We start from the raw sequence: 21,602 nt of genomic DNA, 5'->3' as shown, positions 1-21,602 counted from the left end.
CCGAAAACGCGCCATGCCGACACTTCCCGCCCCGCCCAAGCCGACCGCGGCCGAACTCGATCTGCTGCAAACCCTGTGGCCACTCGGCGCGGCCACCGCCAAGCAGGTGCACCAGGCCATCCTCAAGGAGCGGCCCGAGGTCACCTACGCGACCGTGCTGCGGCTGATGCAGATCATGCATACCAAGGGCCTGCTGATCCGCGACGAGAGCGAACGCTCGCACGTGTACGCGCCGGCGCAGGCGCAGGATTGCCTGCAGACCAATCTGCTCAAGGACCTGATCCAGAAAGCCTTTTCCGGCTCGGCCAAGGCCCTGGTCATGGCCGCCCTGCGCAGCGGCATCAGCAAAAAGGAGCGCGAAGAGATCGAAACCATGCTCAAGGAAGAAGACAAATGACGGCGTCCCTGGTCGACAGCATCGGCTGGACCCTGCTTCACTTCAGCTGGCAAGGCTTGCTGATCGGCTCTACCTGCGCCGTCCTGCTGGCCCTGATGCGCAACACCCGCCCCGAATACCGCTACAACCTGGCCTGCGCGGCGCTGCTGGCCTGCGTGCTGTGGCCCGCCGCCGAACTGGCGCTGCGCCTGCACGACGGCGGCGCCGGCGCGGCCGCCATGCGTTTCAGCGACCGCATGAGCGCTGCCGCGCGTGGCGCCGACGCCGGTCTGGCCGCATGGCTGCAGGATCAGCTGCTATGGATCGTCGGTTTCTGGTCGGTGTGCGCGGCGCTGCTGGCGCTGCGCATGGCGGCCGGGCTGGCATGGATCGGCCAGGCCAGCGGCGCGCCGCTGGCGGGCCCCGAATGGCAGGCGCGCGCCGCCCGCATGGCCGCCGCCTTCGGCGTCACGCGCCCGGTGCGCGTGCGCGTGATCGAGAACCTGGACAGCCCGCTGACCATCGGCGCGCTCCGTCCGCTGGTACTCATGCCGGCCTCGCTCATGAGCGGCATGCCGGCCGAGCTGCTCGAAGCGCTGCTGGCGCACGAAATGGCGCACGTCAGGCGCTTCGACTACCTGGTCAACCTGGGCCAGAACGCGGCCGAGATCCTGCTGTTCTACCACCCGGCGGTATGGTGGATTTCGGGCCGCATCCGCATCGAACGCGAACAGATCGCCGACGACCTGGCAGCGCGCCACCTGGGCGAGCCGCGCCGGCTGGCGCGCGCGCTGTCGGAACTCGAACGCTTTCAGTTCTCGTCGCACCACCTGGCCGTGCCAGCAGCCGGCGGCGACCTGGTGGCGCGCGTGCGGCGCCTGGTGAAACCGGGCCGCCAGGCGCTCGACTGGAAAGCCGCCCTGCCCGCGCTGGGCCTGGCCGCCGCCTGTGTCAGCCTGGTCGCGCATGCCGGCGCCGGGCGCGCCAGCCTCGAACCGCTGCTGGCCAGCGTCAAGCCGGTAGCCGATTTTTCCAGCTGCGCCAAGCCGCTCTGGCCGCAGGCCTCGCTCCTGGCTGAACATACGGGCACGGTCACGCTCTCCTTCAAGATCGGCACCGATGGCCGCGTGGCCGCCTCGCGTGTGAAGCAATCGAGCGGCCACGTGCTGCTCGACGAAGCCGCGCGCGAGGGCATCGTGAAATGCCGGTTCAGCGCCGGCACGCACAAGGGCAAGCCGGTGCCATCCTGGATGGACATGCAGTACGTGTGGAGCCTGGACTAATTAAACGGCCGTGATCGCGCGCGCGATCGCGTCCAGCGCCACCGTGTGCTGCACGCCGCCGCGCTTGACCGCTTCCTTGGGCATGCCGTACACCACGCAGCTGGCCTCGTCCTGGGCGATGGTGCGCGCCCCGGCAGTGCGCATCTCCAGCATGCCGGCCGCGCCATCGTCGCCCATGCCGGTCATGATGATCCCGGTCGCATTCGGCCCGGCGCACTTGGCCACTGAGCGGAACAGCACATCGACCGAAGGCCGGTGCCGGTTCACCAGCGGCCCGTCCACCACATCGACCACGTACTGCGCGCCGCTGCGCCGCATCAGCATGTGCTTGCCGCCGGGCGCGATCAGGGCCTGCCCCGGCAGCACCCGCATATGGTGGGCCGCCTCCACCACCGTGATGCGGCACACGCTGTTCAAGCGCTCGGCGAAGGCCGCCGTGAATTTTTCGGGCATGTGCTGGACCACCACGATGCCGGGCGCGGTGCGCGGCAGCGCCGCCAGCACCACTTCCAGCGCCTGGGTGCCGCCGGTTGAGGTGCCGATCGCCACCACCCGCTCGGTGGTCTGGATCAGCGTGCCCGAGGCGCCGGGCGCGATCACCGCATCGGCATTGAACTTGGCCACCGGCTGCAAGGGTGCCGACGCTGGCGGACGGCGTCCGGCCAGCACCGCCACGTTTGCGCGCGCCGCGCTGAGCACCGCGCTGGTCAGGTCCTCCGACGCCGCGCTCAGGAAGGACTTGAGGCCCAGTTTGGGTTTCTGGATGATCGCCACCGCGCCGGCGGCCAGCGCGTCGATGGTCACGCGCGCGCCGGCCTCGGTCAGGGTCGAGCAGATGATCACCGGCGTGGGGCGCTCGGTCATGATCTTGCGCAGAAAAGTCAGGCCATCCATCTTCGGCATTTCCAGGTCCAGCACGATCACGTCCGGCCACTGGCGCCGCATGTATTCGATCGCCAGGATCGGATCGGCCGCCGCGCCCATGACCTCGATGCGCGGGTCGGCGCCGAGCACCCCGGCCACCACCTGGCGCACCACCGCCGAATCGTCGACGATCAACACCTTGATGCGGTTCATGGCTTTACTTTCTTGAATTGGCGCGACCAGACGTCGCCGCGCGCGATGTCGAAGATGATCTGGCGATGGCCGTCGCCGTACAGGCAGGCCGAGCGTACCGGAATCGGATACCCGGCCAGCAGCGCGCGCGCGGCGGCGCCGTTCTGGCTGCCGATGGCGGGATGGTGCGAGCGGTGGCTGGGGAACATGTTGCCGCCGCCGAACACCTTGGCCTCGCACTCGCAAGCGTCGACGCCGAGTGCGCGCAAGCCGGCCGCCATCAGGTCGAGCGCATCGTTGCCGTAGCGGGCGTCGGGATGCCCATCCTTGCTGCGGCCAGGGAGCAAAAAGTGCGACATCGCCCCGACCCGCGAGCCAGGATGCCACAGGGTGATCGACACGCACGACCCGAGCAGGGTCCGTACGCGAAACTCCGCATCGCCGACGAAATAGTCACCGGGCTGCAAAAAGATGTCGATCACGCTCGCATGCGGCATGCATTCAGGCCCTCACGTAGACCGAGGGCGCGACCGACTTGACCATGGCGCCGCTGTCGCTGAGCGACTCGGCAAGCCCGATCACCAGGCAGCCGTGCGGTTTGAGCTGCGCGCCGATGCGGTCGACCACCTGGCGCTTGGTGTCGCCGTTAAAATAGATCATCACGTTGCGTAAAAAGACCATGTCGAACTGGCCCAGTTGCGGCAGCGCCGTGTTCAGGTTGATCTGGCCGAACTGCACGCGCCGGCGCAGGCTCGATTCGACCAGCATGGTGCCTTCCTGCGCGTCCTGGCCTTTCAGGCAGTATTTGCGCAGCAGCGGCTGCGGAATATGGCGCGCGCGCTCCATCGGATAGTGGCCGATGCGGGCCTTGTGCAGCACCTTGGTGCAGATGTCCGAGCCCATGATTTCCCACGGCCGCTCACCCAGGCACTCGGCCAGCACCATGGCGATGCTGTAGCATTCCTCGCCGCTGGAACAGGCCGCGCTCCACACCCGGAACGTCTCGCCGCGCGGACGCTGCGCGCCTAAGGCCCGTTCGCGCAGCAGGTCGAAGTGCTTCGCTTCCCGGAAAAAATAGGTTTCGTTGGTGGTCAGGAGGTCGATTGCTTCCTGCACCTCGTCCTTGTGCGCCCCGCTGTCGAGCAGGCGAAAATACTCGCCGTAGCTGGCCACGCCGCAGTGCGCCAGGCGCTTGGCCAGGCGTCCGCTGACCAGCGCCTTTTTCGCGTCCGACAGGGTGATGCCGGCGGCGTTGTAGATAAACCGCTGGAACTGGACGAATTCGGCCTGGCTGATGCCGGGCCGCGCAAGCTGGTGCGGGTGCGCCGCCATCTATTGGTCCGGCGCGGCCAGTGCCGCATCGTCGGTTTGCAGGCCGGCGAAGACCTGGCCGATTTCGAGCAGGATCACGAAACGGCCGTTGATCTTGCCCATGCCGGCGATGTAGTCGTTGCGGATATGGGCGCCGAAGGCCGGCGGCGGTTCGATGTCGCTGGCGGCAATCTCCAGCACCGCGTTGACGGCGTCGACCACCACCCCGATCACCTGGCGCTCGCCGTCCTCTTCGATCTCGACGATGATGATGCAGGTGCGCTTGGTGACCGGCGTGGACGGGCGCCCGAAACGCACCGACAGGTCCATCACCGTCACCACCGAGCCGCGCAGGTTGATCACCCCGCGAATGCAGTCCGACATCATCGGCACGTCGGTCAGGCTGGTGTACTCGATAATCTCCTTGACGCCCAGGATGCCGATGGCGAAGGTCTCGCCGCCCAGGGTGAAGGTCAGGTACTGGGTCGGCGCAGGCGCCGCGGGCGCCGCGCTGGCTGCGGCCCTGGCCCGATTCTGGATCAGTTGATTCATGCTGCCCCCGCTCAGAACTTGGTGAAATCGGCTTCGTCAGGCGCACCGGCCGGCGCCGGCGCCAGGGTCAGGCCTGAGGCGAAGCGGGTCGGCGCCGCCTTGGCCGCGGCGCGCCGGCCTGGCGCGGCCGGCTTGACCGGTTTGCTGCGCGGGGCGGCCCCGGCGTCGCGCGCCAGGCGGAAGAAGCTCATGGTCTGCTGCAGCTGCTCGGCCTGGCCGCTCAGTTCTTCAGCGGTGGCGGCCAGTTCTTCCGAACTCGATGCGTTCTGCTGGGTTGCCATGCTCAGTTGACCGATGGCCGCATTGATCTGGCTCACGCCGGTCGACTGCTCTTCCGAGGCGGCCGTGATTTCCTGCACCAGGTCGGAGGTTTTCTTGATGTTCGGGACCATTTCGTCGAGCAGCTTGCCGGCGCGCTGCGCCAGTTCCACGCTGCTGCCGGCCACGCTGCTGATTTCCTGCGCCGCCACCTGGCTGCGTTCGGCCAGCTTGCGCACTTCGGCCGCCACCACCGCAAAGCCCTTGCCGTGTTCACCGGCGCGCGCCGCTTCGATCGCCGCGTTCAGCGCCAGCAGGTTGGTCTGGTAGGCGATATCGTCAATGATGCCGATCTTCTGGGCGATCTGGTTCATCGCGCCGGCGGTCGCTTTCACCGCTTCGCCGCCTTCGACCGCGCCTTCGGCCGAGCGCGAGGCCATGCCGTCGGTGACCTTGGCGTTTTCGGTGTTCTGGCTGATCGACGCGGTCATCTGTTCGATCGAGGCGCTGGTTTGCTCGACCCCGGCGGCCTGCTCGCTGGCCGATTGCGACAGCGCCTGCGCGGTGGCGCTCACTTCCTCGGAAGCGCTGGCCACCGCTTCGGCCGAGCTGTTCGCTTCCGTGACGATGCGCACCAGGCTCTCGTTCATGGTCTTCATGGCGCGCAGCAGCTTGCCGGTTTCGTCGCTGGTGGTGACTTCGATTTCGCTGGTCAGGTCGCCGCTGGCGACTTTTTCGGCCAGCGCCACCGCCACATTGATCGGCCGCGTGATCGAGCGGGTAATCATGAAGGCGAACAGCAGTCCGAGCACGGTCGCCACGCAACCCATCGAGATCAGCTCGGTGCGCGCACCTTCATAGCTCTTGCGCGCATCGATCGACGCCTGGTCGCTGCGTCGCTGTTCCAGTTCGATCAGGCCGGTCAGCTCGCCGAGCCACTTGTTTTGCAAAGGCCGCACCTCATGAATCAGCACCTTGATCGCTTCCTCGCTCTTGTTGGCCTGGCCCAGCCCGAGCGCCTTCGCCATCACCGGCAGGATGACCGACTCGGCTTCCTTGATACGCGTCAAAAAAGCCTTTTCTTCAAGCGTGGTTTCGGCCAGGTCGTTAAACATCTTGGCCAGTTTCGCTTCGTTCTCGTCGTACTTGTCCTTCTGGCGCTTGACACGCTCGATTTCCGGCGCCATCTCGTTGGGATCGGTGAGCAAGGCCACGTTACGCAGTGCCAGCATGCGGTCGGTGACGGTCACCCGCATCGCGGTGGCCAGTGCCATCTCGACGTTATTGACTTCCACGATGCGCTCCAGGCTCCCCTGCACGCCCGCCATGCGGGTCATTGCCAGCAGCACGCAGCCGATCAGCAGGGCCAGTACCAGGCCAAATCCGGCGGCCAGGCGCACGCCGATGTTCAGGTTTCCAAATTTCATAATCTCACTCCTTGTTTAGATGATTCCGGTGTCGCTTGAAACAACACGCAGTGCACGTTGACGCGGCTGGCGTGGCTCAGTTCATAAGCGCCTCGGGCCGGGGCGCCGCCGCTGCGGGAGCCGCGCGCAGCAGCGCCGGCACGTCGAGGATCAGCGCCACTTCGCCGCTGCCCAGGATGCTCGAGCCGCTGATGCAGTCGAGCTTTTGAAAGAGTTTGCCGAGCGGTTTGATGACCGTCTGCGATTCGCCCAGCAAGGTGTCGATCACCAGCCCGACCCGCTGGCCGGCGTACTTGACCACCACCACGCTCTGGCGCGCACCGGGCACGCCATCGACCGCGAACAGCTGGCGCAGGCGCAGCAGCGGCAAAATCTGGCCGCGCAGGTCGGCGAAATCGTGGCCCGCTTCGGCGCGCAGTTCCACGCATTCGTCGACCATGTCGAGCGGGATCACGAACACCGAGCGCCCCACCCCGACCTGGAAGCCGTTGATGATCGCCAGCGTCAATGGCAGGCGCACCGTAACGGTGGTGCCCATGCCTTCGATGCTGTCGATGCCGACCGTGCCGCGCAGCGCCGTGATGTTGCGCTTGACGACATCCATGCCGACCCCGCGCCCGGACAGGTTGGTGACTTTTTCGGCGGTCGAAAAGCCCGGCTCGAACACCAGTGCGAACACTTCCGCATCGGACAGCAGGCGGCCCGGCTCGACCAGCCCGCGCTCGAGCGCCTTGGCCAGGATGCGCTCGCGGTTCAAGCCGCCGCCATCGTCGGCCACTTCGATCACGATCGTGCCCGAGTCGTGGTAGGCATGCAGGGCGATGGCGCCGGCCGCCGGCTTTCCGCGCGCAGTGCGCACCTCGGCCGCTTCGATGCCGTGGTCCATGGCGTTGCGCACCAGGTGGGTAAGCGGGTCGCCGATTTTTTCGACCACGGTTTTATCGAGTTCGGTGTCTTCGCCGCTGACATGCAGGGCGATGTCCTTGCCCAGTTCGCGCGCCACGTCGTGCACCACGCGCTGGAAGCGGTTGAAGGTGGCGCCGATTTTCACCATGCGCAGTTGCAGCGCGCTGTTGCGCACCTCTTCCACCAGCGCCGACAGGGTCGAACTGCATTCCTGGAACTGCACGTTGCGGGCGCGCCGCGCAATCAGGTTGGCGCTGGCGGTGGTGATGATCAGTTCCCCGACCAGGTTGATCAGGCGGTCGAGTTTTTCGGCGTCGACCCGGATGCTGCTGCCGTCCAGGCCACGGGCGTCGCGCGCCTTGCCCTGGCGCGCCAGCGCCGCTTCGACCACCGGTGCGGCGGCGGCGCCCTGGGCGATCAGGATTTCGCCGATCGGGCGGTTGCCGTCGCCGCTGGCCTGCTCGTGCAGCGCGCTGGCCAGTTCGGCGCGCGTGACGCTGCCGGTGCGCACCAGCGTGTCGCCCAGGCGCTCCGGCGTGTCCGGGCTCGCTTCGATCTGGCGGATCGCGTCGGTCATGGTGCTGGCCGGCGGCGTGATCGCGATGTGGCAGTCGTCGCGCACGAATTCGAACACGCCTTCGATGTCGGCCTTGCTGGCAACGCTGCGCAGGCCGATCTCGAAGCCGAGGTAGCAGCACTCGGGGTCCATCTCGGCCAGCGGCGGCAAGGTGTCGGCCAGCGTCTCGATGCGTTCGATCGTGCCCAGCGTGCCGAGGTAGCGCAGGAAGGACATCGGGTCCATGCCGTTGCACAGCACCGGCGGACCGAAACGCAAGGCAATGTGCCACAGGTCGCTGGCCGGCTGCGGCGCACTGGCGCACGGCTGCAGATAGCGCTGCAGGCGCGCCAGCAAGGGTTGGCCGGCTTCGGTCAGGGACAGGTCTTCGGCCAGGCCCTCGCTTTGCACGGTGGCCATCAACAGGCCCAGATGGTCGCGGCAGGACAGCAGCAGCGCCACCAGGTCCGCATCGAGCGGGCAGTCGCCGGTGCGCACCACATCGAGCACGCTTTCGGCCACGTGGGTAAAGGCGACGATATGATCGAGTCCGAACAGGCCGGCCGAGCCCTTGATGGTGTGGGCGGCGCGGAAGATGGCGTTGACCGCTTCGCCATCGGCTCCCGCTCCCCTATCGGCGATCGAAAGCAGCGCCGCCTCCATGTCCTGCAGCAGCTCGCCGCATTCGGCGATAAAGGTGACCAGGGCGTCATCGAGTGTCATGCGGACCTCGCGTCAGTTGGCGTTGATGAAACGGGGCGCGAGCTGCGCATCGAGCCCGAGCAGCGCAAACGCTTCCCGCACGGCGTCGCTGTGGCCGGCCAGCTGCAGCGCCACGCCCTGCGCGCCGGCATGGCGCACAGCCGCCAGCAGCAGCTGCACGCCGGCGCTGTCGACTTCGCACACGTCGGTCAGGTCGAGCGTGAGCGCATCGCGCGCCACCAGCGCGTCGAGCAGCGTCTGCCTGACCTGGGCCGCGCTGTAGATGGTCAGTTCGGGCTCGAGCCGCAGCACGCGGGCCAGTGCAGCGCTCATGGCAGGATCAGCTTTTGCACGGCATTGAGCAGCACGTCCGGCTTGAACGGCTTGACCACCCAGGCCTTGGCGCCGGCGGCCTGGCCTTCGCGCTTCTTTTCCTCGGCCGACTCGGTGGTGAGCATGATCACCGGCGTGAACTTGTAATTGGCCAGCTGCTTGACCTGCTTGACGAAGCTGATGCCGTCCATGTTCGGCATGTTGACGTCGCTGATGATCAGGTGCACCTTGCGCCCATCGAGCTTGGTCAGCGCATCCTTGCCGTCGCAGCCCTCGAGCACTTCGTAGCCCGCGCCGCGCAGGGTGATGCCAATCACCTGGCGCACCGAGCTCGAATCGTCGACGATCATGATTGTCTTTGCCATGGTTCCCTCTTGTTATGTCGTTGGTGATTTCAGAAAAACGTGACTTCATCGTCAGCCGCCGCAGCGGCGGCCGGCGCGGCGTGCGCGTGGTGTTCCTCGGCCATGGTGTAGCGCGTACCCAGTTCGCCCAGCCACTGCTGCGCGCCCGGCAGCGCCGCGCCCTCGCCCAGGGCCTGCTGCATGCGCAGCATGTCGGCGCTGACCACTTCGAGGATCTGGCGGATGCGGTCCTGGAACTGCAGCGCCACCAGCAGTTCGGCGACGTCGCCGCGCAGGGCGCCGCCGTTGCTTTTCATCGATTCGGTGGAGGCGGCCAGTTCGCGCACGTGCGAGAGCACGTCTTCCATCACGTGGCCCGACGACACCATCGCTTCGCGGTCGCTCTCGTCGGCGCGCCCCGCCACTTCGAGGGTGGTGCACATGGTGCTCGAGGCCAGGTTCATGCGCTCGGTGATGCGCTTGCCGATGTCCGACGAGGACGACGACAGGCGCCGCACTTCGGCCGCGATCACGGCAAAGCCGCGTCCCGCGGTGCCGGCGCGCGCGGCCTCGATCGAAGCGTTAATCGCCAGCATGTTGGTCTGGGCGGCGATCAGGCTCACCTCGGTCGACAGTTCCTTCAGTTCGGCGATGGTGTCCGACAGCGAGCGCACGTGGCCCAACAGGCCCGCCTTGCTGTCGATGACGCTCTGGAGCACCGCGATCACCGGTCCCAGTTCGCGCTGGCACAGGGTCAGCAGGCTGATGGCGGAACCGGAGCCGGCGCCGCCGGTGTCGCCATGCGCGCCCTGGAAGCCGGCGGCGTCGAAGCGCGCCAGGATCGACGAGAACGAGGTAATCAACTGGCCGATCGCTTCTTCGGACTGGCTGCGCACCGAGGCCACGTGGTGTTCCCATACCGGCAGCACGTCGGCCAGCAGCGCCGCCATCTGCGCGCCATCCGGGGCCGGCGCGGCGGCGGCGACGGCGACGTCACCGGCTGCCGGCGGCGCCGGCGCGCGCGCGGCGCCCCAGGCGCAGGCGGCCACCACGCCGGCCAGGGCCGCCAGTTTCAGCCAGCCCGACTCGCCCAGCAGCGGCAAGGCGGCCGCGGCGCAGGCGGCCAGCGCCGGCAGGTGGCGCCAGGCCAGCAGGCGCCGCGCGGGGGAATCGGAAAAATCGAGGGTCGAGGTTTGCATCATCGCTCCTACAGGGACCGGACCCTGGCCAGCAGGTCCGCCAGCGCGGCCCTGGAAACCGGCTTGGTCATCACGCCGAGCACATTCAGGTGGTGGAAGCGCGCCATCAGCGCGGCCGAATTGAGGGTGCGCGCGTCCATCCCCGACAGCAGCACCACCGCGCCCTTGTAGCCGCCGGCGGCCATCGCCTCCATCACCTGGAAGCCGTCCTTGCCGGGCATGTGGATGTCGCAGATGACCACGTCGGGCATGCCGCGCCCACTGGCCAGGGCCGCCACGCCGCGTTCGCCGTCGGCGGCCTGCGAGACGCGCGTGACGCCCAGTTTGTTGAGCATGCTGCCCAGCAGTTCGAGCATGAAGGGGTCGTCGTCGACCAGCAGGACGTGCAGCGCGGCGAGCGTGGTCGGGGTGGAGGTGGCGGTCATGTTCTGGGCTCGCTTTTTTAGTTGAATTGATGTGGCGATCGTGCTTCGGCGCCGGTGTCGGGCGGGACCAGGTGGCTCGCCGCCAGCTCGCGCCGCAGCGTCTCGAGCATGGCCGGCAGTTGTCCCACCAGCGCCGCGGCTTGCTCGATGCCGCCGGCCTGTTCGAGCGCCTGGCAGGTGTCGGCCAGGCGCATGGCGCCGACCGCGCGCGCCGACGACTTGAGGCGGTGCCCGAGCGTTTTCATCTCATCCAGCGCGCCGGCCTTGACCGCCGCTTCGAGTTCGCCCGCAGTGCTGAGCGCGTTGTCGAGGAAGATGCGCAGCAGGCGGCTCATGGTGTCGGGGTCGTTGTCGACCAGCGCGGCGAGCACGCTGAGCGACATGGTCTCGCCCGACTCGCCGGGGGTGGGCGCGCCGGCGCCTTCGCCGTCGTCCACCGGCGCCGGCGCCAGGCGCGCATCGCCGCCGTCGATCCAGTGCGCCACCGTGCGGTAAAACAGGCCCGATTCGATCGGCTTGACCAGGAAGTCGTCCATCCCGGCCGCCAGGCAGTCATCGCGGTTGCTGTTGAAGGCATTCGCGGTCATGGCGATGATCGGCAGGTGGTTCAGGCGGGCGTCGGCGCGGATGTGGCGCGCCGCGCACTGGCCGTCCATCACCGGCATCTGCACGTCCATCAGCACGCAGTCGAAGTCGCCGCCGGCCAGCGCCACCAGCGCTTCGGCGCCGTTGCCGGCCAGCGCCATGGTGGCGCCGGCGCGTTCGACCAGGATCCGGGTCAGCTCCTGGTTGAGCGGATTGTCTTCGGCCAGCAGCAGGCGCTTGCCCGCCAGGCGCGCCATGGTGCGCTCGACCGGCTCGTAGCGGCCGACCTGATCGCTGTTGCGCGACAGTTGCGGCAGCATGGCCGGGGCCGGCGCGGCCAGGCGCACCTCGAACCAGAACAGGCTGCCCACGCCGCGTGCGCTGGTCACGCCCACGGTACCGTCCATCATGTCGGCCAGCTGGCGGCAGATGGCCAACCCCAGGCCCGTACCGCCGTATTTGCGGGTGGTCGAACTGTCGGCCTGGTGGAAGGGCTGGAACAGATTCTGCTGCTCTTCGGGCGAGATGCCGATGCCGCTGTCGCGCACTTCGACCCGCACCCGCATGCGTTCGCGTTCGGTGCCCATCAGGCAGGCGTCGATAATGATTTCGCCGCGCTCGGTAAACTTGATGGCGTTGCCGATGTAGTTACCGAGGATCTGGGCGATGCGCAGCGCGTCGCCCACGGCGCGTTCGGGCACGTTGTCCTCGATGTGTACCTTGAGCGCCAGTCCCTTCTCGCGCGCCATCGACGCGAAGCCGGCGGCCGCTTCGGCGATCACGCTCTTCATGTTCAGCGGCAGCTGCTCGATCTGCAGCTTGCCCGCTTCCATCTTGCAGAAATCGAGGATCTCGCTGACGATGGAGAGCACGTGCTGGCCCGACTGGCCGATCTTGTCGAGGTAATTGCGCTGGCGCGCGTCCGGCGCGCCTTCCAGCGCCAGCGCCGCCATGCCGAGGATGCAGTTGAGCGGCGTGCGGATTTCGTGGCTCATGTTGGCCAGGAAGTCGTTCTTGGCCTGCACCGCCGCTTCGGCGTGGGCCAGGGCACCGGCCAGGAGGCTGGTACGCTCCTCGACCCGGTGCTCCAGGGTGATGGCGGCCTGCTCGGCAGCGCGCTTGGCCTGCAGCAGTTCGCGTTCGTAACGGCGCCGCTCGCTGGCGTTGAAGATCGACATCTGGATCATCAACGGGCGGTCGTCGGCGTCGCGCCTGAGCACCGAGTTGACCAGCACCGGAATCAGGGCGCCGTCCTTGCCGCGCAGGTTGATTGCGATTTCGTTGACAAAACCCTGCATCAACAGCAGCGGCGCGTGGTGGGTGTCGAAGAAGATGCGGGCGCCCGCGCCGATCAGGTCCTGGAAGCGGATCTGGCCCACCAGTTCCTCGCGCCGGTAGCCGGTCCAGTCGAGCATGGTCTGGTTGAGCGTGCCGATCCAGCCGTCGACCGACAGGCACACGAAACCGACCGGCGCCTGCTGGTACTGGTCGACGGCGCCCTGCTCCATGAGGGACAGCAGGGCGGGTGCGATTGCGCAATCGGACGGGTTCATGGCGGTGTCCTCAGCGCAGGTAGTCATGGATCGCCGCCACGGTTTCCTGGGGCGCGCTCAGGTTCGGGCAGTGGCCGCGCGCCGCCATCCGGACCAGGGTGCTGCCGCGCAGCGCCTGATGCAGATAGTCTCCCACGCAGGGCGGCGCGATCGCGTCCTCGCTGGCCTGCAAAATCAGGGCGGGCGTGCGCAGCAGGGCCAGGTCGGGCCGGTTGTCGGACAAGAACGTGACGCGGGCGAACTGGCGCGCGCAAGTCGGGTCGGTGCGGCAAAAGCTGCTCTCGAGCTCCTGGCCCAGTTCGGGCCGCTCGGGGTTGCCCATGATGGTGGGGGCCATGGCGCCCGACCAGGCGACGAAGTTATCGTCCAAAAAGTCGATCAGGCCGGCGATGTCGCCGCGCGAAAAGCCGCCCACGTAGCCGGTTGCGCCGTCGTCGCTGTCGTTGATGTAGCACGGCGACGGGCACACCAGCACCAGCCGCGAAAACAGTTGCGGCTGCTTGATCGCGGCCAGCACGCCGATCATGGCGGACACGGAATGGCCGACGAACACGGCTTGTTCGAGCTGGAGTTCGGCGCAGATGTCGAGCACGTCGTCGGCGTACTGGACCAGCGAATCGTAACGCTGCGGGTCGTAGCAGGCCAGGTCGGCGCCGCCGGAACCAACATGGTCGAACAGCACCGTGCGGTATCCGGCGCGGAAGGATGGTTCGACGAAACGCCACATGCCCTGGTCGCAGCCGAAGCCGTGGGCGAACAGCATGGCTTGCTGCCCCGCCCCATCAACACGAACATTGTTTTTCCTCAATGCAGACATCCTGCCCCCGGTTCATACTGCGTGTAATTACGCCTTGGGTTCAAGTATTGCTGCTGGGTAAAAAACTAGCTATCGTGGATCTGTGTGATCGTATGTCGGGGCTTTGTCCGGGGGCGCTGTAGTGGATCGACTACACGCTGTCGCTTGCTTGTTAGCCTAACAAGCCGTGATCGAGGCCGTAGCGTGTCAGTTCGGCATTGCTCTTCAGGTCCATCTTGTCGAGGATACGCGCGCGGTAGGTGGTGACCGTGCTCGGGCTCAGATGCAGGGCGGCGGCGATGCCGACCAGGCTTTCGCCCGAGGCGATCATGCGGAAGATTTCCAGCTCGCGGTCGGTGAGCGCGTCGTGCAGTACCCCGCCCGGGCCGCCGCCGAGCATGCCGGCCAGCTTTTGCAGCAGCGAGGGCGTGACGTACTTGCCGCCGCCGGCCGCCTTGCGCACCGCCTCGACCAGGCTGTCGGCGCTGCAGGTCTTGGTCAGGTAGCCGGCCGCGCCCAGCTTGAGGGCGCGCAGCGCGTAAATATCCTCTCCATACATGCTCACAATCAGCACCGCCAGGCCCCCATGCAGTTCGCGCAACTGCTTGAGCAGTTCCAGGCCATTTTTGTCGGGCAAGTTGATGTCGAGCAGGGCCACGTCAAAGGATTCGCTGCGCAGCAGGTGCAGGGCGGCGGCGGCGCTGTCGGCTTCGCCGCTCACTTGCAGCTCGGCGGCGCCGGCGAGCATCAGGCGCAGGCCGTAACGCGCCACCGTGTGGTCGTCGATCAGGAGGATGCGGACCGGCCGGGTCATGGGCGAAGCCATGGACGGCTGAGCGCGCAGTTTCGCCCGCCGGACCTGCGGCGTGGCGAAGCGTGATCGTGCGTGATGAGTGGGTAAGTAATGTTTTCTCCAGTGCAATGCACGGTGACGAACCAGTACTTACATTTCTTTGGCGACAAAACCTTAAAGAAATGCAATCAAAACCCGTTGGGCAATTCTACGATCATTCCGTGCATACAGACGAAAAAAAAGCACCGGTGTTCACGCCGGTGCTGTTTCGTTTGAACCGCAATTGCGCCGCGCGGGCGCTGTATGTTATAGCGCGCTGACGTCGAGTTCGGCGCCAGTGGCGGCCAGTACTTGCTCCTTGGTCACGCCGGGCGCCAGTTCCACCAGTGTCAAGCCGGCCGGGGTAACGTCGATCACGCCCAGGTCGGTAATGATCAGGTCGACCACGCCAACGCCGGTCAGCGGCAGGTCGCATGCCGGCAGGATTTTATGCGAGGTCGAACCATCCTTGGCCGTGGCCACGTGTTCCATCACCACCACCACGCGCTTGACGCCGGCCACCAGGTCCATCGCGCCGCCCATGCCCTTGACCATCTTGCCGGGGATCATCCAGTTGGCCAGGTCGCCCTTGGCCGAGACCTGCATCGCGCCCAGGATCGCCAGGTTGATCTTGCCGCCGCGAATCATGCCGAAGGAATCGGCCGAGCTGAAGTAGGCAGCGCCCGGCAAGGCCGTCACGGTCTGCTTGCCGGCGTTGATCAGGTCGGCGTCGACGTCGGCGTCCAGCGGGAACGGGCCGATGCCGAGCAAACCGTTTTCGGACTGCAGGAATACTTCCATGTCGGCCGGCACATAGTTGGCCACCAGGGTCGGCAGGCCGATGCCCAGGTTCACATAAAAACCATCCTGCAATTCTTTCGCCGCGCGCGCGGCCATTTCATCACGAGTCCATGCCATCTTCTTCTCCTGTGCTCTTAGTTGGTGCGCACGGTGCGCTGTTCGATGCGCTTTTCCGGCGTGGCGTTGACCACGATGCGGTGCACGAAAATGCTCGGCGTATGCACCTGGTCGGGATCGAGCTCGCCCACTTCCACCAGTTTTTCGACTTCGACGATGGTGATCTTGCCGGCTTGCGCCACGTTCGGGTTGAAGTTGCGCGCCGTCTTGCGGTACACCAGATTGCCGGCGCGGTCGGCCATGTAGGCCTTGACCAGCGACACATCGGCTACCAGGCTGCGCTCCATCACGTATTGTTCTCCGTCAAACTCGCGCACTTCTTTACCGTCGGCGACAATGGTGCCGACCCCGGTTTTGGTAAAAAACGCGGGAATGCCCGAGCCACCGGCGCGCAGCTTTTCGGCCAGCGTGCCTTGCGGCGTGAATTCAAGTTCCAGTTCGCCGGCCAGGTACTGGCGCGCGAATTCCTTGTTCTCGCCCACGTAGGACGAAATCATTTTCTTGATCTGGCGCGTGGTGAGCAACTGGCCGAGGCCGAAGTCGTCCACGCCGGCATTATTCGAGATCACCGTGAGCTGCTTGACGGCGCTGTTGCGCAAGGCCAGGATCAGCGCTTCCGGTATGCCGCACAGGCCGAAGCCGCCGACTGCGATGGTCTGGCCATCGCTCACGATGCCGGCCAACGCCGATGCCGCGTCAGGATAAACTTTGTTCATTCCCTGTCCCTTTTTATAGTTAAGCTAAAATCTTCCATACTCCACTGCATAGTGGATTCTCAGCATAAAATACGCGCATCAAAAGCACAATACCGTAGAACTACGGGCTGCTTTCCGTCATGTTGACTGCCGCGTAACCCCTGAACACCGCCAATGACCGCATCATACGCCATCGATTACGAAACCATTTTTCGCCACGCGCCGGTGGGCATGTGCATTTCGATCGATCGCGTGATCCAGTCCAGCAACGATGCACTGACCTCGATGTTCGGCTATCTGCACGGCGCGCTCGATGGCGAGTCGTTCCGGGTGCTGTATCCGACCATGGATGAATTCCTGCGCACGGGCGACCGCATCATTCCGGTGATGAACGCGCGCGGCGTGTATTCGGACGAGCGCATCATGCGCCGCGCCGGCGGCGAACTGTTCTGGTGCCATGTGAGCGGGCGCGCCCTCGATGCGCGCGAGCCGCTCGGCGCCGGGGTCTGGACGTTCGAAGATGTCAGCGAAAAGCGCCCGGTCACGGCCGAACTGACCCCGCGCGAACGCGAAATCGCCGCCCTGCTGGTCGAGGGCAAGACCAGCAAGGTGATCGCCCGCGAAACCGACCTCAGCCCCCGCACCGTGGAAATGCATCGCGCCAAGCTGATGCGCAAATTCTCCGCCTCCACCTCGTCCGAGCTGGTGCATAAACTGCTTGGGGTCAGCCGCTGAGATTTCTGTTGCGCCAGGATTTCTGTTAATATATTTCCGGCAATATTTTCTTGCCAATATTTTCAGCTCATCTTACCCGCTCACAATCAGGAATAACAGCATGACTTCTCCCCAGGCAGAATGGCAAAAAGAGGTGATCGGCTATGCCGACGCCATTAACGACTTCGTGCGCATCGGCCTGGCCGACGGCTGGGACCAGGCCGGCGTAGAGCCGTCCATGCCGCCGATGGCGCATCTGGTGCCGCACTGGCTGGAAGCGCTGCATGAAGTCAACCAGCCGGGCAAGGACCAGGCCGCGCACGACGCCTTCCGCAAGGCATGGCCGCCGGCCCACGCGCCGCTGGCCGACCTGCTCGATTCGCAAGGCATCAAGAGTTCGGAACTGCTGTTGCTGGACGACGGCAGCATGCTGCTGCGCGCCGGCGCCCCCTACCAGGATGGCCCGGTGCTGCATCTGCAAGGCAGCACCTGCACCGATGTCGAGGGCATCGACTTCATCGGGCGCTGCCCGCAGCGCCGCTATTTTGCCACCTGCAATGACGAAGGCGTGACCGTCACCGACGGCTGGCTCGGCCCCAAGGTTGCCGGGCTGGCCTGGCCGACCGGACATGAAGACCTGCCCGAAGGCATGGAGGGAGAGGACCTGGAAGACCGCCCGCGCCCGACCCGCCTGATCCCCTTCCCGGACGGCCGGCGCGTGCTGCTGGTGAGCGCAGTCGGCATCTATGTACTGGCGGCCGGGGGTGCGCGGCGCCTGTGGCCGAACGCCGAGTCGCTGGAAGAAGATGGCTTGCCGGTGCGGCTGGACATGGAGCACGGCGCCATTTCGCCGGACGGCAAGTGGATCGCGGTGGGTGGGCAGGATGGCGCGCACCAGGTGTTCGATGCTGAACTGAACATGGTGTCGAGCATCGGCCGGGTGAGCGAGTATCCGCACTACGCCGCTTTCAGCGGCGACAGCCAGATGGCCATCTTCAACGCCTGCCATTTTTATGAAGGCGCCACCCTGGCCGTGAACGTCAAGGATTTCCCGGGCCTGGATACCGATTTCTACGGCAACGACCCGCGCACCCCCACCGTGCAGGAAGGCGCGCGCGTGTATGCGGCGGTGCACCGCCAGGGCGAGTTCATCATCGGCGATGCGAATGGCTATCTGCGCGCCTTCGGTCCGACCGGCCGCAAGCACTGGTTCCACTTCGTCGGCTCGAGCATCATGGCGATGGATATCTCGGCCGACGGCAACACCCTGGTGGTGTCGACATGCGCCGGCTTCATTTCCACCATCCGCCTCGACGCCGGCAAGGCCGCGCCGTGGCAGATCGGCACCGGCGGACACCGCGAGACGCAGCGCTGGCTGTTCTGGGCCAGTTTCGGGCGGCCGCTGCTCTGGTAAAAGAATCCGGTCGGCCGCTGCGGCCGCCCGCTCAGAAGCGGTGCTGCACCCCAGTGATGACGCCGCGCTGGGTATCGGCAAAGCCGGCATCGTCGCGCGAGAGGCCAGTCAAACGTGCATTCCTGGCCTTGGCATACGCCGCCGCCACGTAGACATCGGTACGTTTCGAGAGCGCATAGCGATAGCGCGCAACATATAAAACCGGATCGGCATCGGTGCCGCCGCCCACATTGCCGACATCGATCTTGTAGACCGCGCCGGTGATGGTGGTGTTCGGCAAGCCCTTCCAGGCCACGCCGGCCCACACGGTCTTGCCTTCCACATCGCGCAGGGTGCGGTTGCCCGGTTCGGCCTGGTAATCGCGCCCGACCAGATACAGTTTGAAGGCGCCGGTTTCAAAGGTCGCGCCGGCATGGATGACGGTGGTTTCGTCGCGCCGCCCGCTGGCCGCCAGCGTGTTGCCGTTGACCCGCTCCCAGGTGCCCATCAAGCCCAGGCCATTGGCGCTGTAGCTGACCGCGGTGGCGATTTTTGCGCTGTCGCGCGCCCCGCTACTCTGTTCGCCGAAGCCGTAGGTCGCGCCGTACTTGAAGGCGCCGCTCGTTCCAGAATACTTGACCATGTTGTCGAAGCCGGTCGTCATGCCGTACTTGGACGGCCCGGTGGCCGGTCCGCTGGTGGCCCAGGAATAGAAAGGCGCAAAGCCCATCGGGTCGAACTGGATCACGGTGTCGTACACGCTGGTAAACGAGCGCCCCAACACCACGCGGCCGAACTTGCCGTCCAGGCCCACGTAGGCCTGGCGCCGGAACAGCGCGCCATCGGCCCCGCCGCTATCCATCAGCACCCCGCCTTCCAGATTCCACACCGCTTTCAGGCCGGCCCCGATGTCTTCGCTGCCGCGCAAGCCCCAGCGCGAGGTGTTCATGCCGCCCGAACTGACCCGGGTGGCCGACTTGCCGCCCGCGCCCGCATCGGACGCATAATCGACGCCCGCATCGAGCAGTCCGTAGATTTGCACGCTGGACTGGGCCTGGGCCGCGGCGCCGGCGCCGAGGGCCAGGATGGCAACTGCGAACGAGATAGGTTTCATTGGTTCTCCGGTAGAGGATACGGGGCCTTGCGGCGTTTAATGAACGGCGCGCGCGCCCGGACGGCCCGCTGCCGGCGCACCCGCGCTGTCGAGCCGGAACACGCTGACCACGCGCGCCAGGTGATCGGCCTGCTCCTGCAAGGCGCCCGCCGCGGCGGCCGCCTGTTCGACCAGCGCGGCGTTCTGCTGGGTCACTTCATCCATCTGCACGATGGCCTTGTTGACTTCATCGATGCCGCTGCTCTGCTCGTGGCTGGCGGCCGAGATTTCGGCCACCACGTCGCTCACGCGGCGCACGCTGACTACCACCTCGGTCATGGTGCTGCCGGCGCGCTGCACCAGCGCGGTGCCGGCGTCGACCTGGAACACGGAGTTGTCGATCAACTGCTTGATTTCCTTGGCGGCGGCGGCGCTGCGCTGGGCCAGGTTGCGCACTTCAGAGGCGACCACCGCGAAACCCCTGCCCTGCTCGCCCGCGCGCGCCGCTTCGACGGCGGCGTTGAGCGCCAGAATATTGGTCTGGAAGGCGATGCCGTCGATGACACTGATGATGTCGACGATCTTGCGCGAGGAAGCGCTGATCGATTCCATGGTGTTGATCACGTCGTTGACCACGGCGCCGCCGTCGCTGGCGATGGTCGAGGCGCTCAATGCCAGCTGGTTGGCCTGGCGCGCGTTGTCGGCGTTCTGGCGCACGGTGGCGGTCAGTTCCTCCATGGCGGAGGCAGTTTCTTCGAGCGAGCTGGCCTGCTCCTCGGTGCGGCTCGACAGGTCCAGGTTGCCGCTGGCAATTTCGGCCGAGGCCAGCGCAATCGTATCGGTGCCGCTGCGCACTTGCTGGACCACGCCCAGCAGGCTGTCGTTCATGCTGCGCAGGGACGTCATCAGCTGGCCGGTTTCGTCGCTGCTGGAGGACACGATCACGCCGCTCAGGTCGCCGCCGGCTACCCGTCCGGCGATCGCCACCGCTTCCTGCAAGGGGCGCGCCACGATGCGCGCCAGGCCCACGGCCAGCAGCAAACCGATGAGCGCCAGCGCCACCAGGCTGCCGATGATCAGCTTGCGCGCCATCTGGTAAGTCTGCATGGCCGAGGCCGCCGAGGCCGCACTGCCGCTGTCGTTGATCTTGATGATGGCGTCGAGCGCTTCGTTAATCTGGCGGAACAGCTTGTTGGACGGGCCACGGAAGGCGGCGCGCGCCTCATCCTTCTTGCCGGCGTGCGACAGGGCCGTCACCTTCGTGCTTTCAACAAGGTAGTTGTCGAGCGCCACCGTCAGTTCCTTGTAGAGCCGCGTTTCCTCCGCTTCGGTCATCAGGGCGGCGTACGATTCCTGCTGCTTGCGCAGGGTTTCCAGGCGCGTGGCCATCGACTTGTCGGTGGCCAGCATGTCGGCTTCATCGGGCAGCAGGACGTGGGTCGCTTCCGAGATCCGGTAGCGCGACAGCGAGGCCTGCACCTGCCCCAGGTAGCGTACCGACGGCAGCCAGTTGGTGGCAATATCGTTCGAGGCGTCGCGCACCTTGACCAGCTGGCTGATCGAAAACACGCCCAGGCCACAGGCCATCGCAACGACCAGCGCAAACACCAGCATCAGCTTGCGGGCAATCTTCAGATTGTAGAACCAGGACATGGAGACCTCTTTAGTTTCCGTTGTACAACTGTCGATTCTATGCCTCGGCTTGATCCATGTCGAACTATTCGCAGATAAGCGTTGCTTTTTAAGTGTTCGCTAACAAACTTTTAGTTTCAGATGAACACACTATGTTTACGTGGAAATGCAATGCTATAGTTCAAAGCCAATTATTTCCAATAAGAAATTATATGATGTCCAGACTCGCCTGTGCTTCCCTCGCCCTGTTCGCCTTGAGCGGCTGCGCGATCCATCAAAACGTCAAGCCTGTCGCCCGGCTCGACAGCAAAACGGTCTGTATTTCCCAGAATGGGAATGTGCGCGCCACCTTCCTCGATGCCTACGAGCGCGCGCTGAGCAACAGAGGCTACGAGGTCAAGCGCCTCGAGAGCGGCGCCTCGCTGATCGCCTGCCCGGTCACCTCGACCTACACAGCCAACTGGCGATGGGACATGGCGATGTACATGGCGTATGCCGAGATCATCGTCTACAAGGACGGCAAGCAGGCCGGCAAGGCGACCTACGACGCCACGCGCGGCGGCGGCAATATGGGCAAGTTCATCGGTGCGGAAAAGAAAATCACCGAGCTGGTCGACCAGCTGTTCCCGGGCACGGCCGGATCGTGACGGAGTGCGGCATGCT

The 21,602-nt window shown here is 65.9% G+C and carries 23 protein-coding genes; 6 read left to right on the top strand and 17 right to left on the bottom strand.

The window, feature by feature from the left end:
* Positions 1-13: 13 nt before the first annotated feature.
* On the top strand, positions 14-397 hold the full coding sequence (locus F1609_RS22390; protein WP_167078874.1) for a BlaI/MecI/CopY family transcriptional regulator: 384 nt from the start codon (positions 14-16) through the stop codon (positions 395-397).
* Complete coding sequence (locus F1609_RS22385) at positions 394-1,659, top strand: M56 family metallopeptidase (RefSeq protein WP_167078873.1); 1,266 nt, start codon at positions 394-396, stop codon at positions 1,657-1,659. The genes F1609_RS22390 and F1609_RS22385 overlap by 4 nt, the downstream gene beginning before the upstream one ends.
* Here F1609_RS22385 and F1609_RS22380 read toward each other — a convergent pair whose 3' ends face one another.
* The 13 genes from F1609_RS22380 to F1609_RS22320 all read right to left on the bottom strand — a co-directional run bounded on the left by F1609_RS22380 (position 1,660) and on the right by F1609_RS22320 (position 14,476).
* Positions 1,660-2,736 (bottom strand): protein-glutamate methylesterase/protein-glutamine glutaminase, encoded by a 1,077-nt coding sequence (locus F1609_RS22380; RefSeq protein ID WP_167078872.1) that lies wholly within the window; start codon positions 2,734-2,736, stop codon positions 1,660-1,662.
* Positions 2,733-3,212: a chemotaxis protein CheD gene (locus tag F1609_RS22375; protein ID WP_187363102.1), complete on the bottom strand. Its 480-nt coding sequence runs from the start codon at positions 3,210-3,212 to the stop codon at positions 2,733-2,735. The genes F1609_RS22380 and F1609_RS22375 overlap by 4 nt, the downstream gene beginning before the upstream one ends.
* A gap of 4 nt (positions 3,213-3,216) precedes the next feature.
* Entirely contained in the window at positions 3,217-4,047 is an 831-nt protein-coding gene (locus tag F1609_RS22370; protein WP_167078871.1) for a CheR family methyltransferase, read from the bottom strand.
* Positions 4,048-4,578: a chemotaxis protein CheW gene (locus F1609_RS22365; RefSeq protein ID WP_167078870.1), complete on the bottom strand. Its 531-nt coding sequence runs from the start codon at positions 4,576-4,578 to the stop codon at positions 4,048-4,050.
* A gap of 11 nt (positions 4,579-4,589) precedes the next feature.
* A complete protein-coding gene (locus F1609_RS22360; protein ID WP_167078869.1) occupies positions 4,590-6,263 on the bottom strand; it encodes a methyl-accepting chemotaxis protein in 1,674 nt (557 codons plus the stop codon).
* Between the two features lie 76 nt (positions 6,264-6,339).
* Positions 6,340-8,448, bottom strand: coding sequence for a chemotaxis protein CheA (locus F1609_RS22355; RefSeq protein WP_167078868.1), 2,109 nt, complete (start codon positions 8,446-8,448; stop codon positions 6,340-6,342).
* 12 nt (positions 8,449-8,460) lie between these two features.
* The gene (locus tag F1609_RS22350; protein ID WP_167078867.1) at positions 8,461-8,760 is read right to left on the bottom strand and encodes an STAS domain-containing protein; all 300 of its coding nucleotides are present in this window, start codon (positions 8,758-8,760) and stop codon (positions 8,461-8,463) included.
* Positions 8,757-9,125 carry a response regulator gene (locus tag F1609_RS22345; protein WP_167078866.1) on the bottom strand — a complete coding sequence of 123 codons (369 nt, stop codon included), beginning with the start codon at positions 9,123-9,125 and terminating at the stop codon, positions 8,757-8,759. The genes F1609_RS22350 and F1609_RS22345 overlap by 4 nt, the downstream gene beginning before the upstream one ends.
* Before the next feature lie 29 nt (positions 9,126-9,154).
* A complete protein-coding gene (locus tag F1609_RS22340; RefSeq protein ID WP_167078865.1) occupies positions 9,155-10,303 on the bottom strand; it encodes a methyl-accepting chemotaxis protein in 1,149 nt (382 codons plus the stop codon).
* 8 nt (positions 10,304-10,311) lie between these two features.
* The gene (locus F1609_RS22335) at positions 10,312-10,728 is read right to left on the bottom strand and encodes a response regulator (RefSeq protein ID WP_167078864.1); all 417 of its coding nucleotides are present in this window, start codon (positions 10,726-10,728) and stop codon (positions 10,312-10,314) included.
* A gap of 17 nt (positions 10,729-10,745) precedes the next feature.
* A complete protein-coding gene (locus F1609_RS22330; protein ID WP_167078863.1) occupies positions 10,746-12,893 on the bottom strand; it encodes an ATP-binding protein in 2,148 nt (715 codons plus the stop codon).
* Positions 12,877-13,629 carry an alpha/beta fold hydrolase gene (locus F1609_RS22325; RefSeq protein WP_308609496.1) on the bottom strand — a complete coding sequence of 251 codons (753 nt, stop codon included), beginning with the start codon at positions 13,627-13,629 and terminating at the stop codon, positions 12,877-12,879. Before F1609_RS22325 ends, F1609_RS22330 begins: the two co-directional genes overlap by 17 nt.
* 205 nt (positions 13,630-13,834) lie before the next feature.
* Entirely contained in the window at positions 13,835-14,476 is a 642-nt protein-coding gene (locus F1609_RS22320; protein ID WP_167078861.1) for a response regulator, read from the bottom strand.
* Between the two features lie 62 nt (positions 14,477-14,538).
* Between F1609_RS22320 and F1609_RS22315 the strand changes: the two genes are divergently transcribed.
* The gene (locus F1609_RS22315; RefSeq protein ID WP_167078860.1) at positions 14,539-14,775 is read left to right on the top strand and encodes a hypothetical protein; all 237 of its coding nucleotides are present in this window, start codon (positions 14,539-14,541) and stop codon (positions 14,773-14,775) included.
* Here the strand turns inward: F1609_RS22315 and F1609_RS22310 are convergent.
* Together F1609_RS22310 and F1609_RS22305 are read right to left on the bottom strand one after the other, a co-directional pair.
* Positions 14,762-15,412 (bottom strand): 3-oxoacid CoA-transferase subunit B, encoded by a 651-nt coding sequence (locus F1609_RS22310; protein WP_167078859.1) that lies wholly within the window; start codon positions 15,410-15,412, stop codon positions 14,762-14,764. The genes F1609_RS22315 and F1609_RS22310 overlap by 14 nt on opposite strands.
* Positions 15,413-15,429: 17 nt before the next feature.
* A complete protein-coding gene (locus F1609_RS22305; protein WP_167078858.1) occupies positions 15,430-16,128 on the bottom strand; it encodes a CoA transferase subunit A in 699 nt (232 codons plus the stop codon).
* A 153-nt stretch (positions 16,129-16,281) separates the two neighbouring features.
* On the opposite strand from F1609_RS22305, the gene F1609_RS22300 reads away from it, so the two are divergent.
* Together F1609_RS22300 and F1609_RS22295 are read left to right on the top strand one after the other, a co-directional pair.
* A complete protein-coding gene (locus tag F1609_RS22300; RefSeq protein ID WP_167078857.1) occupies positions 16,282-16,842 on the top strand; it encodes a PAS and helix-turn-helix domain-containing protein in 561 nt (186 codons plus the stop codon).
* Between the two features lie 100 nt (positions 16,843-16,942).
* Positions 16,943-18,235, top strand: a complete 1,293-nt coding sequence (locus F1609_RS22295; protein ID WP_167078856.1) for a WD40 repeat domain-containing protein — start codon at positions 16,943-16,945, stop codon at positions 18,233-18,235.
* A 31-nt stretch (positions 18,236-18,266) separates the two neighbouring features.
* Here F1609_RS22295 and F1609_RS22290 read toward each other — a convergent pair whose 3' ends face one another.
* Both F1609_RS22290 and F1609_RS22285 read right to left on the bottom strand, forming a co-directional pair.
* The gene (locus F1609_RS22290; protein ID WP_167078855.1) at positions 18,267-19,328 is read right to left on the bottom strand and encodes a porin; all 1,062 of its coding nucleotides are present in this window, start codon (positions 19,326-19,328) and stop codon (positions 18,267-18,269) included.
* A gap of 36 nt (positions 19,329-19,364) precedes the next feature.
* Complete coding sequence (locus F1609_RS22285; protein ID WP_167078854.1) at positions 19,365-20,960, bottom strand: methyl-accepting chemotaxis protein; 1,596 nt, start codon at positions 20,958-20,960, stop codon at positions 19,365-19,367.
* 191 nt (positions 20,961-21,151) lie between these two features.
* Here F1609_RS22285 and F1609_RS22280 point away from each other — a divergent pair, with 191 nt between their 5' ends.
* Complete coding sequence (locus tag F1609_RS22280) at positions 21,152-21,586, top strand: Sbal_3080 family lipoprotein (RefSeq protein ID WP_167078853.1); 435 nt, start codon at positions 21,152-21,154, stop codon at positions 21,584-21,586.
* Positions 21,587-21,602: the final 16 nt, after the last annotated feature.

This window comes from Massilia aquatica, from assembly GCF_011682045.1.
Taxonomy (GTDB): domain Bacteria; phylum Pseudomonadota; class Gammaproteobacteria; order Burkholderiales; family Burkholderiaceae_D; genus Telluria_A; species Telluria_A aquatica.
This window is presented reverse-complemented; position numbering and strand designations above follow the sequence as displayed.

What these genes read in the sequence shown, in the direction of transcription:
- F1609_RS22365 (WP_167078870.1), bottom strand. Translation starts at nt 4,578, where the DNA reads ATGAATCAACTGATCCAGAATCGGGCCAGGGCCGCAGCCAGCGCGGCG.
- F1609_RS22295 (WP_167078856.1), top strand. Translation starts at nt 16,943, where the DNA reads ATGACTTCTCCCCAGGCAGAATGGCAAAAAGAGGTGATCGGCTATGCC.
- F1609_RS22370 (WP_167078871.1), bottom strand. Translation starts at nt 4,047, where the DNA reads ATGGCGGCGCACCCGCACCAGCTTGCGCGGCCCGGCATCAGCCAGGCC.
- F1609_RS22385 (WP_167078873.1), top strand. Translation starts at nt 394, where the DNA reads ATGACGGCGTCCCTGGTCGACAGCATCGGCTGGACCCTGCTTCACTTC.
- F1609_RS22280 (WP_167078853.1), top strand. Translation starts at nt 21,152, where the DNA reads ATGATGTCCAGACTCGCCTGTGCTTCCCTCGCCCTGTTCGCCTTGAGC.
- F1609_RS22340 (WP_167078865.1), bottom strand. Translation starts at nt 10,303, where the DNA reads ATGCAAACCTCGACCCTCGATTTTTCCGATTCCCCCGCGCGGCGCCTG.
- F1609_RS22350 (WP_167078867.1), bottom strand. Translation starts at nt 8,760, where the DNA reads ATGAGCGCTGCACTGGCCCGCGTGCTGCGGCTCGAGCCCGAACTGACC.
- F1609_RS22360 (WP_167078869.1), bottom strand. Translation starts at nt 6,263, where the DNA reads ATGAAATTTGGAAACCTGAACATCGGCGTGCGCCTGGCCGCCGGATTT.
- F1609_RS22380 (WP_167078872.1), bottom strand. Translation starts at nt 2,736, where the DNA reads ATGAACCGCATCAAGGTGTTGATCGTCGACGATTCGGCGGTGGTGCGC.
- F1609_RS22305 (WP_167078858.1), bottom strand. Translation starts at nt 16,128, where the DNA reads ATGAACAAAGTTTATCCTGACGCGGCATCGGCGTTGGCCGGCATCGTG.
- F1609_RS22335 (WP_167078864.1), bottom strand. Translation starts at nt 10,728, where the DNA reads ATGACCGCCACCTCCACCCCGACCACGCTCGCCGCGCTGCACGTCCTG.
- F1609_RS22285 (WP_167078854.1), bottom strand. Translation starts at nt 20,960, where the DNA reads ATGTCCTGGTTCTACAATCTGAAGATTGCCCGCAAGCTGATGCTGGTG.
- F1609_RS22325 (WP_308609496.1), bottom strand. Translation starts at nt 13,629, where the DNA reads ATGCTGTTCGCCCACGGCTTCGGCTGCGACCAGGGCATGTGGCGTTTC.
- F1609_RS22320 (WP_167078861.1), bottom strand. Translation starts at nt 14,476, where the DNA reads ATGACCCGGCCGGTCCGCATCCTCCTGATCGACGACCACACGGTGGCG.
- F1609_RS22345 (WP_167078866.1), bottom strand. Translation starts at nt 9,125, where the DNA reads ATGGCAAAGACAATCATGATCGTCGACGATTCGAGCTCGGTGCGCCAG.
- F1609_RS22300 (WP_167078857.1), top strand. Translation starts at nt 16,282, where the DNA reads ATGACCGCATCATACGCCATCGATTACGAAACCATTTTTCGCCACGCG.
- F1609_RS22330 (WP_167078863.1), bottom strand. Translation starts at nt 12,893, where the DNA reads ATGACTACCTGCGCTGAGGACACCGCCATGAACCCGTCCGATTGCGCA.
- F1609_RS22355 (WP_167078868.1), bottom strand. Translation starts at nt 8,448, where the DNA reads ATGACACTCGATGACGCCCTGGTCACCTTTATCGCCGAATGCGGCGAG.
- F1609_RS22375 (WP_187363102.1), bottom strand. Translation starts at nt 3,212, where the DNA reads ATGCCGCATGCGAGCGTGATCGACATCTTTTTGCAGCCCGGTGACTAT.
- F1609_RS22390 (WP_167078874.1), top strand. Translation starts at nt 14, where the DNA reads ATGCCGACACTTCCCGCCCCGCCCAAGCCGACCGCGGCCGAACTCGAT.
- F1609_RS22290 (WP_167078855.1), bottom strand. Translation starts at nt 19,328, where the DNA reads ATGAAACCTATCTCGTTCGCAGTTGCCATCCTGGCCCTCGGCGCCGGC.
- F1609_RS22310 (WP_167078859.1), bottom strand. Translation starts at nt 15,412, where the DNA reads ATGGCATGGACTCGTGATGAAATGGCCGCGCGCGCGGCGAAAGAATTG.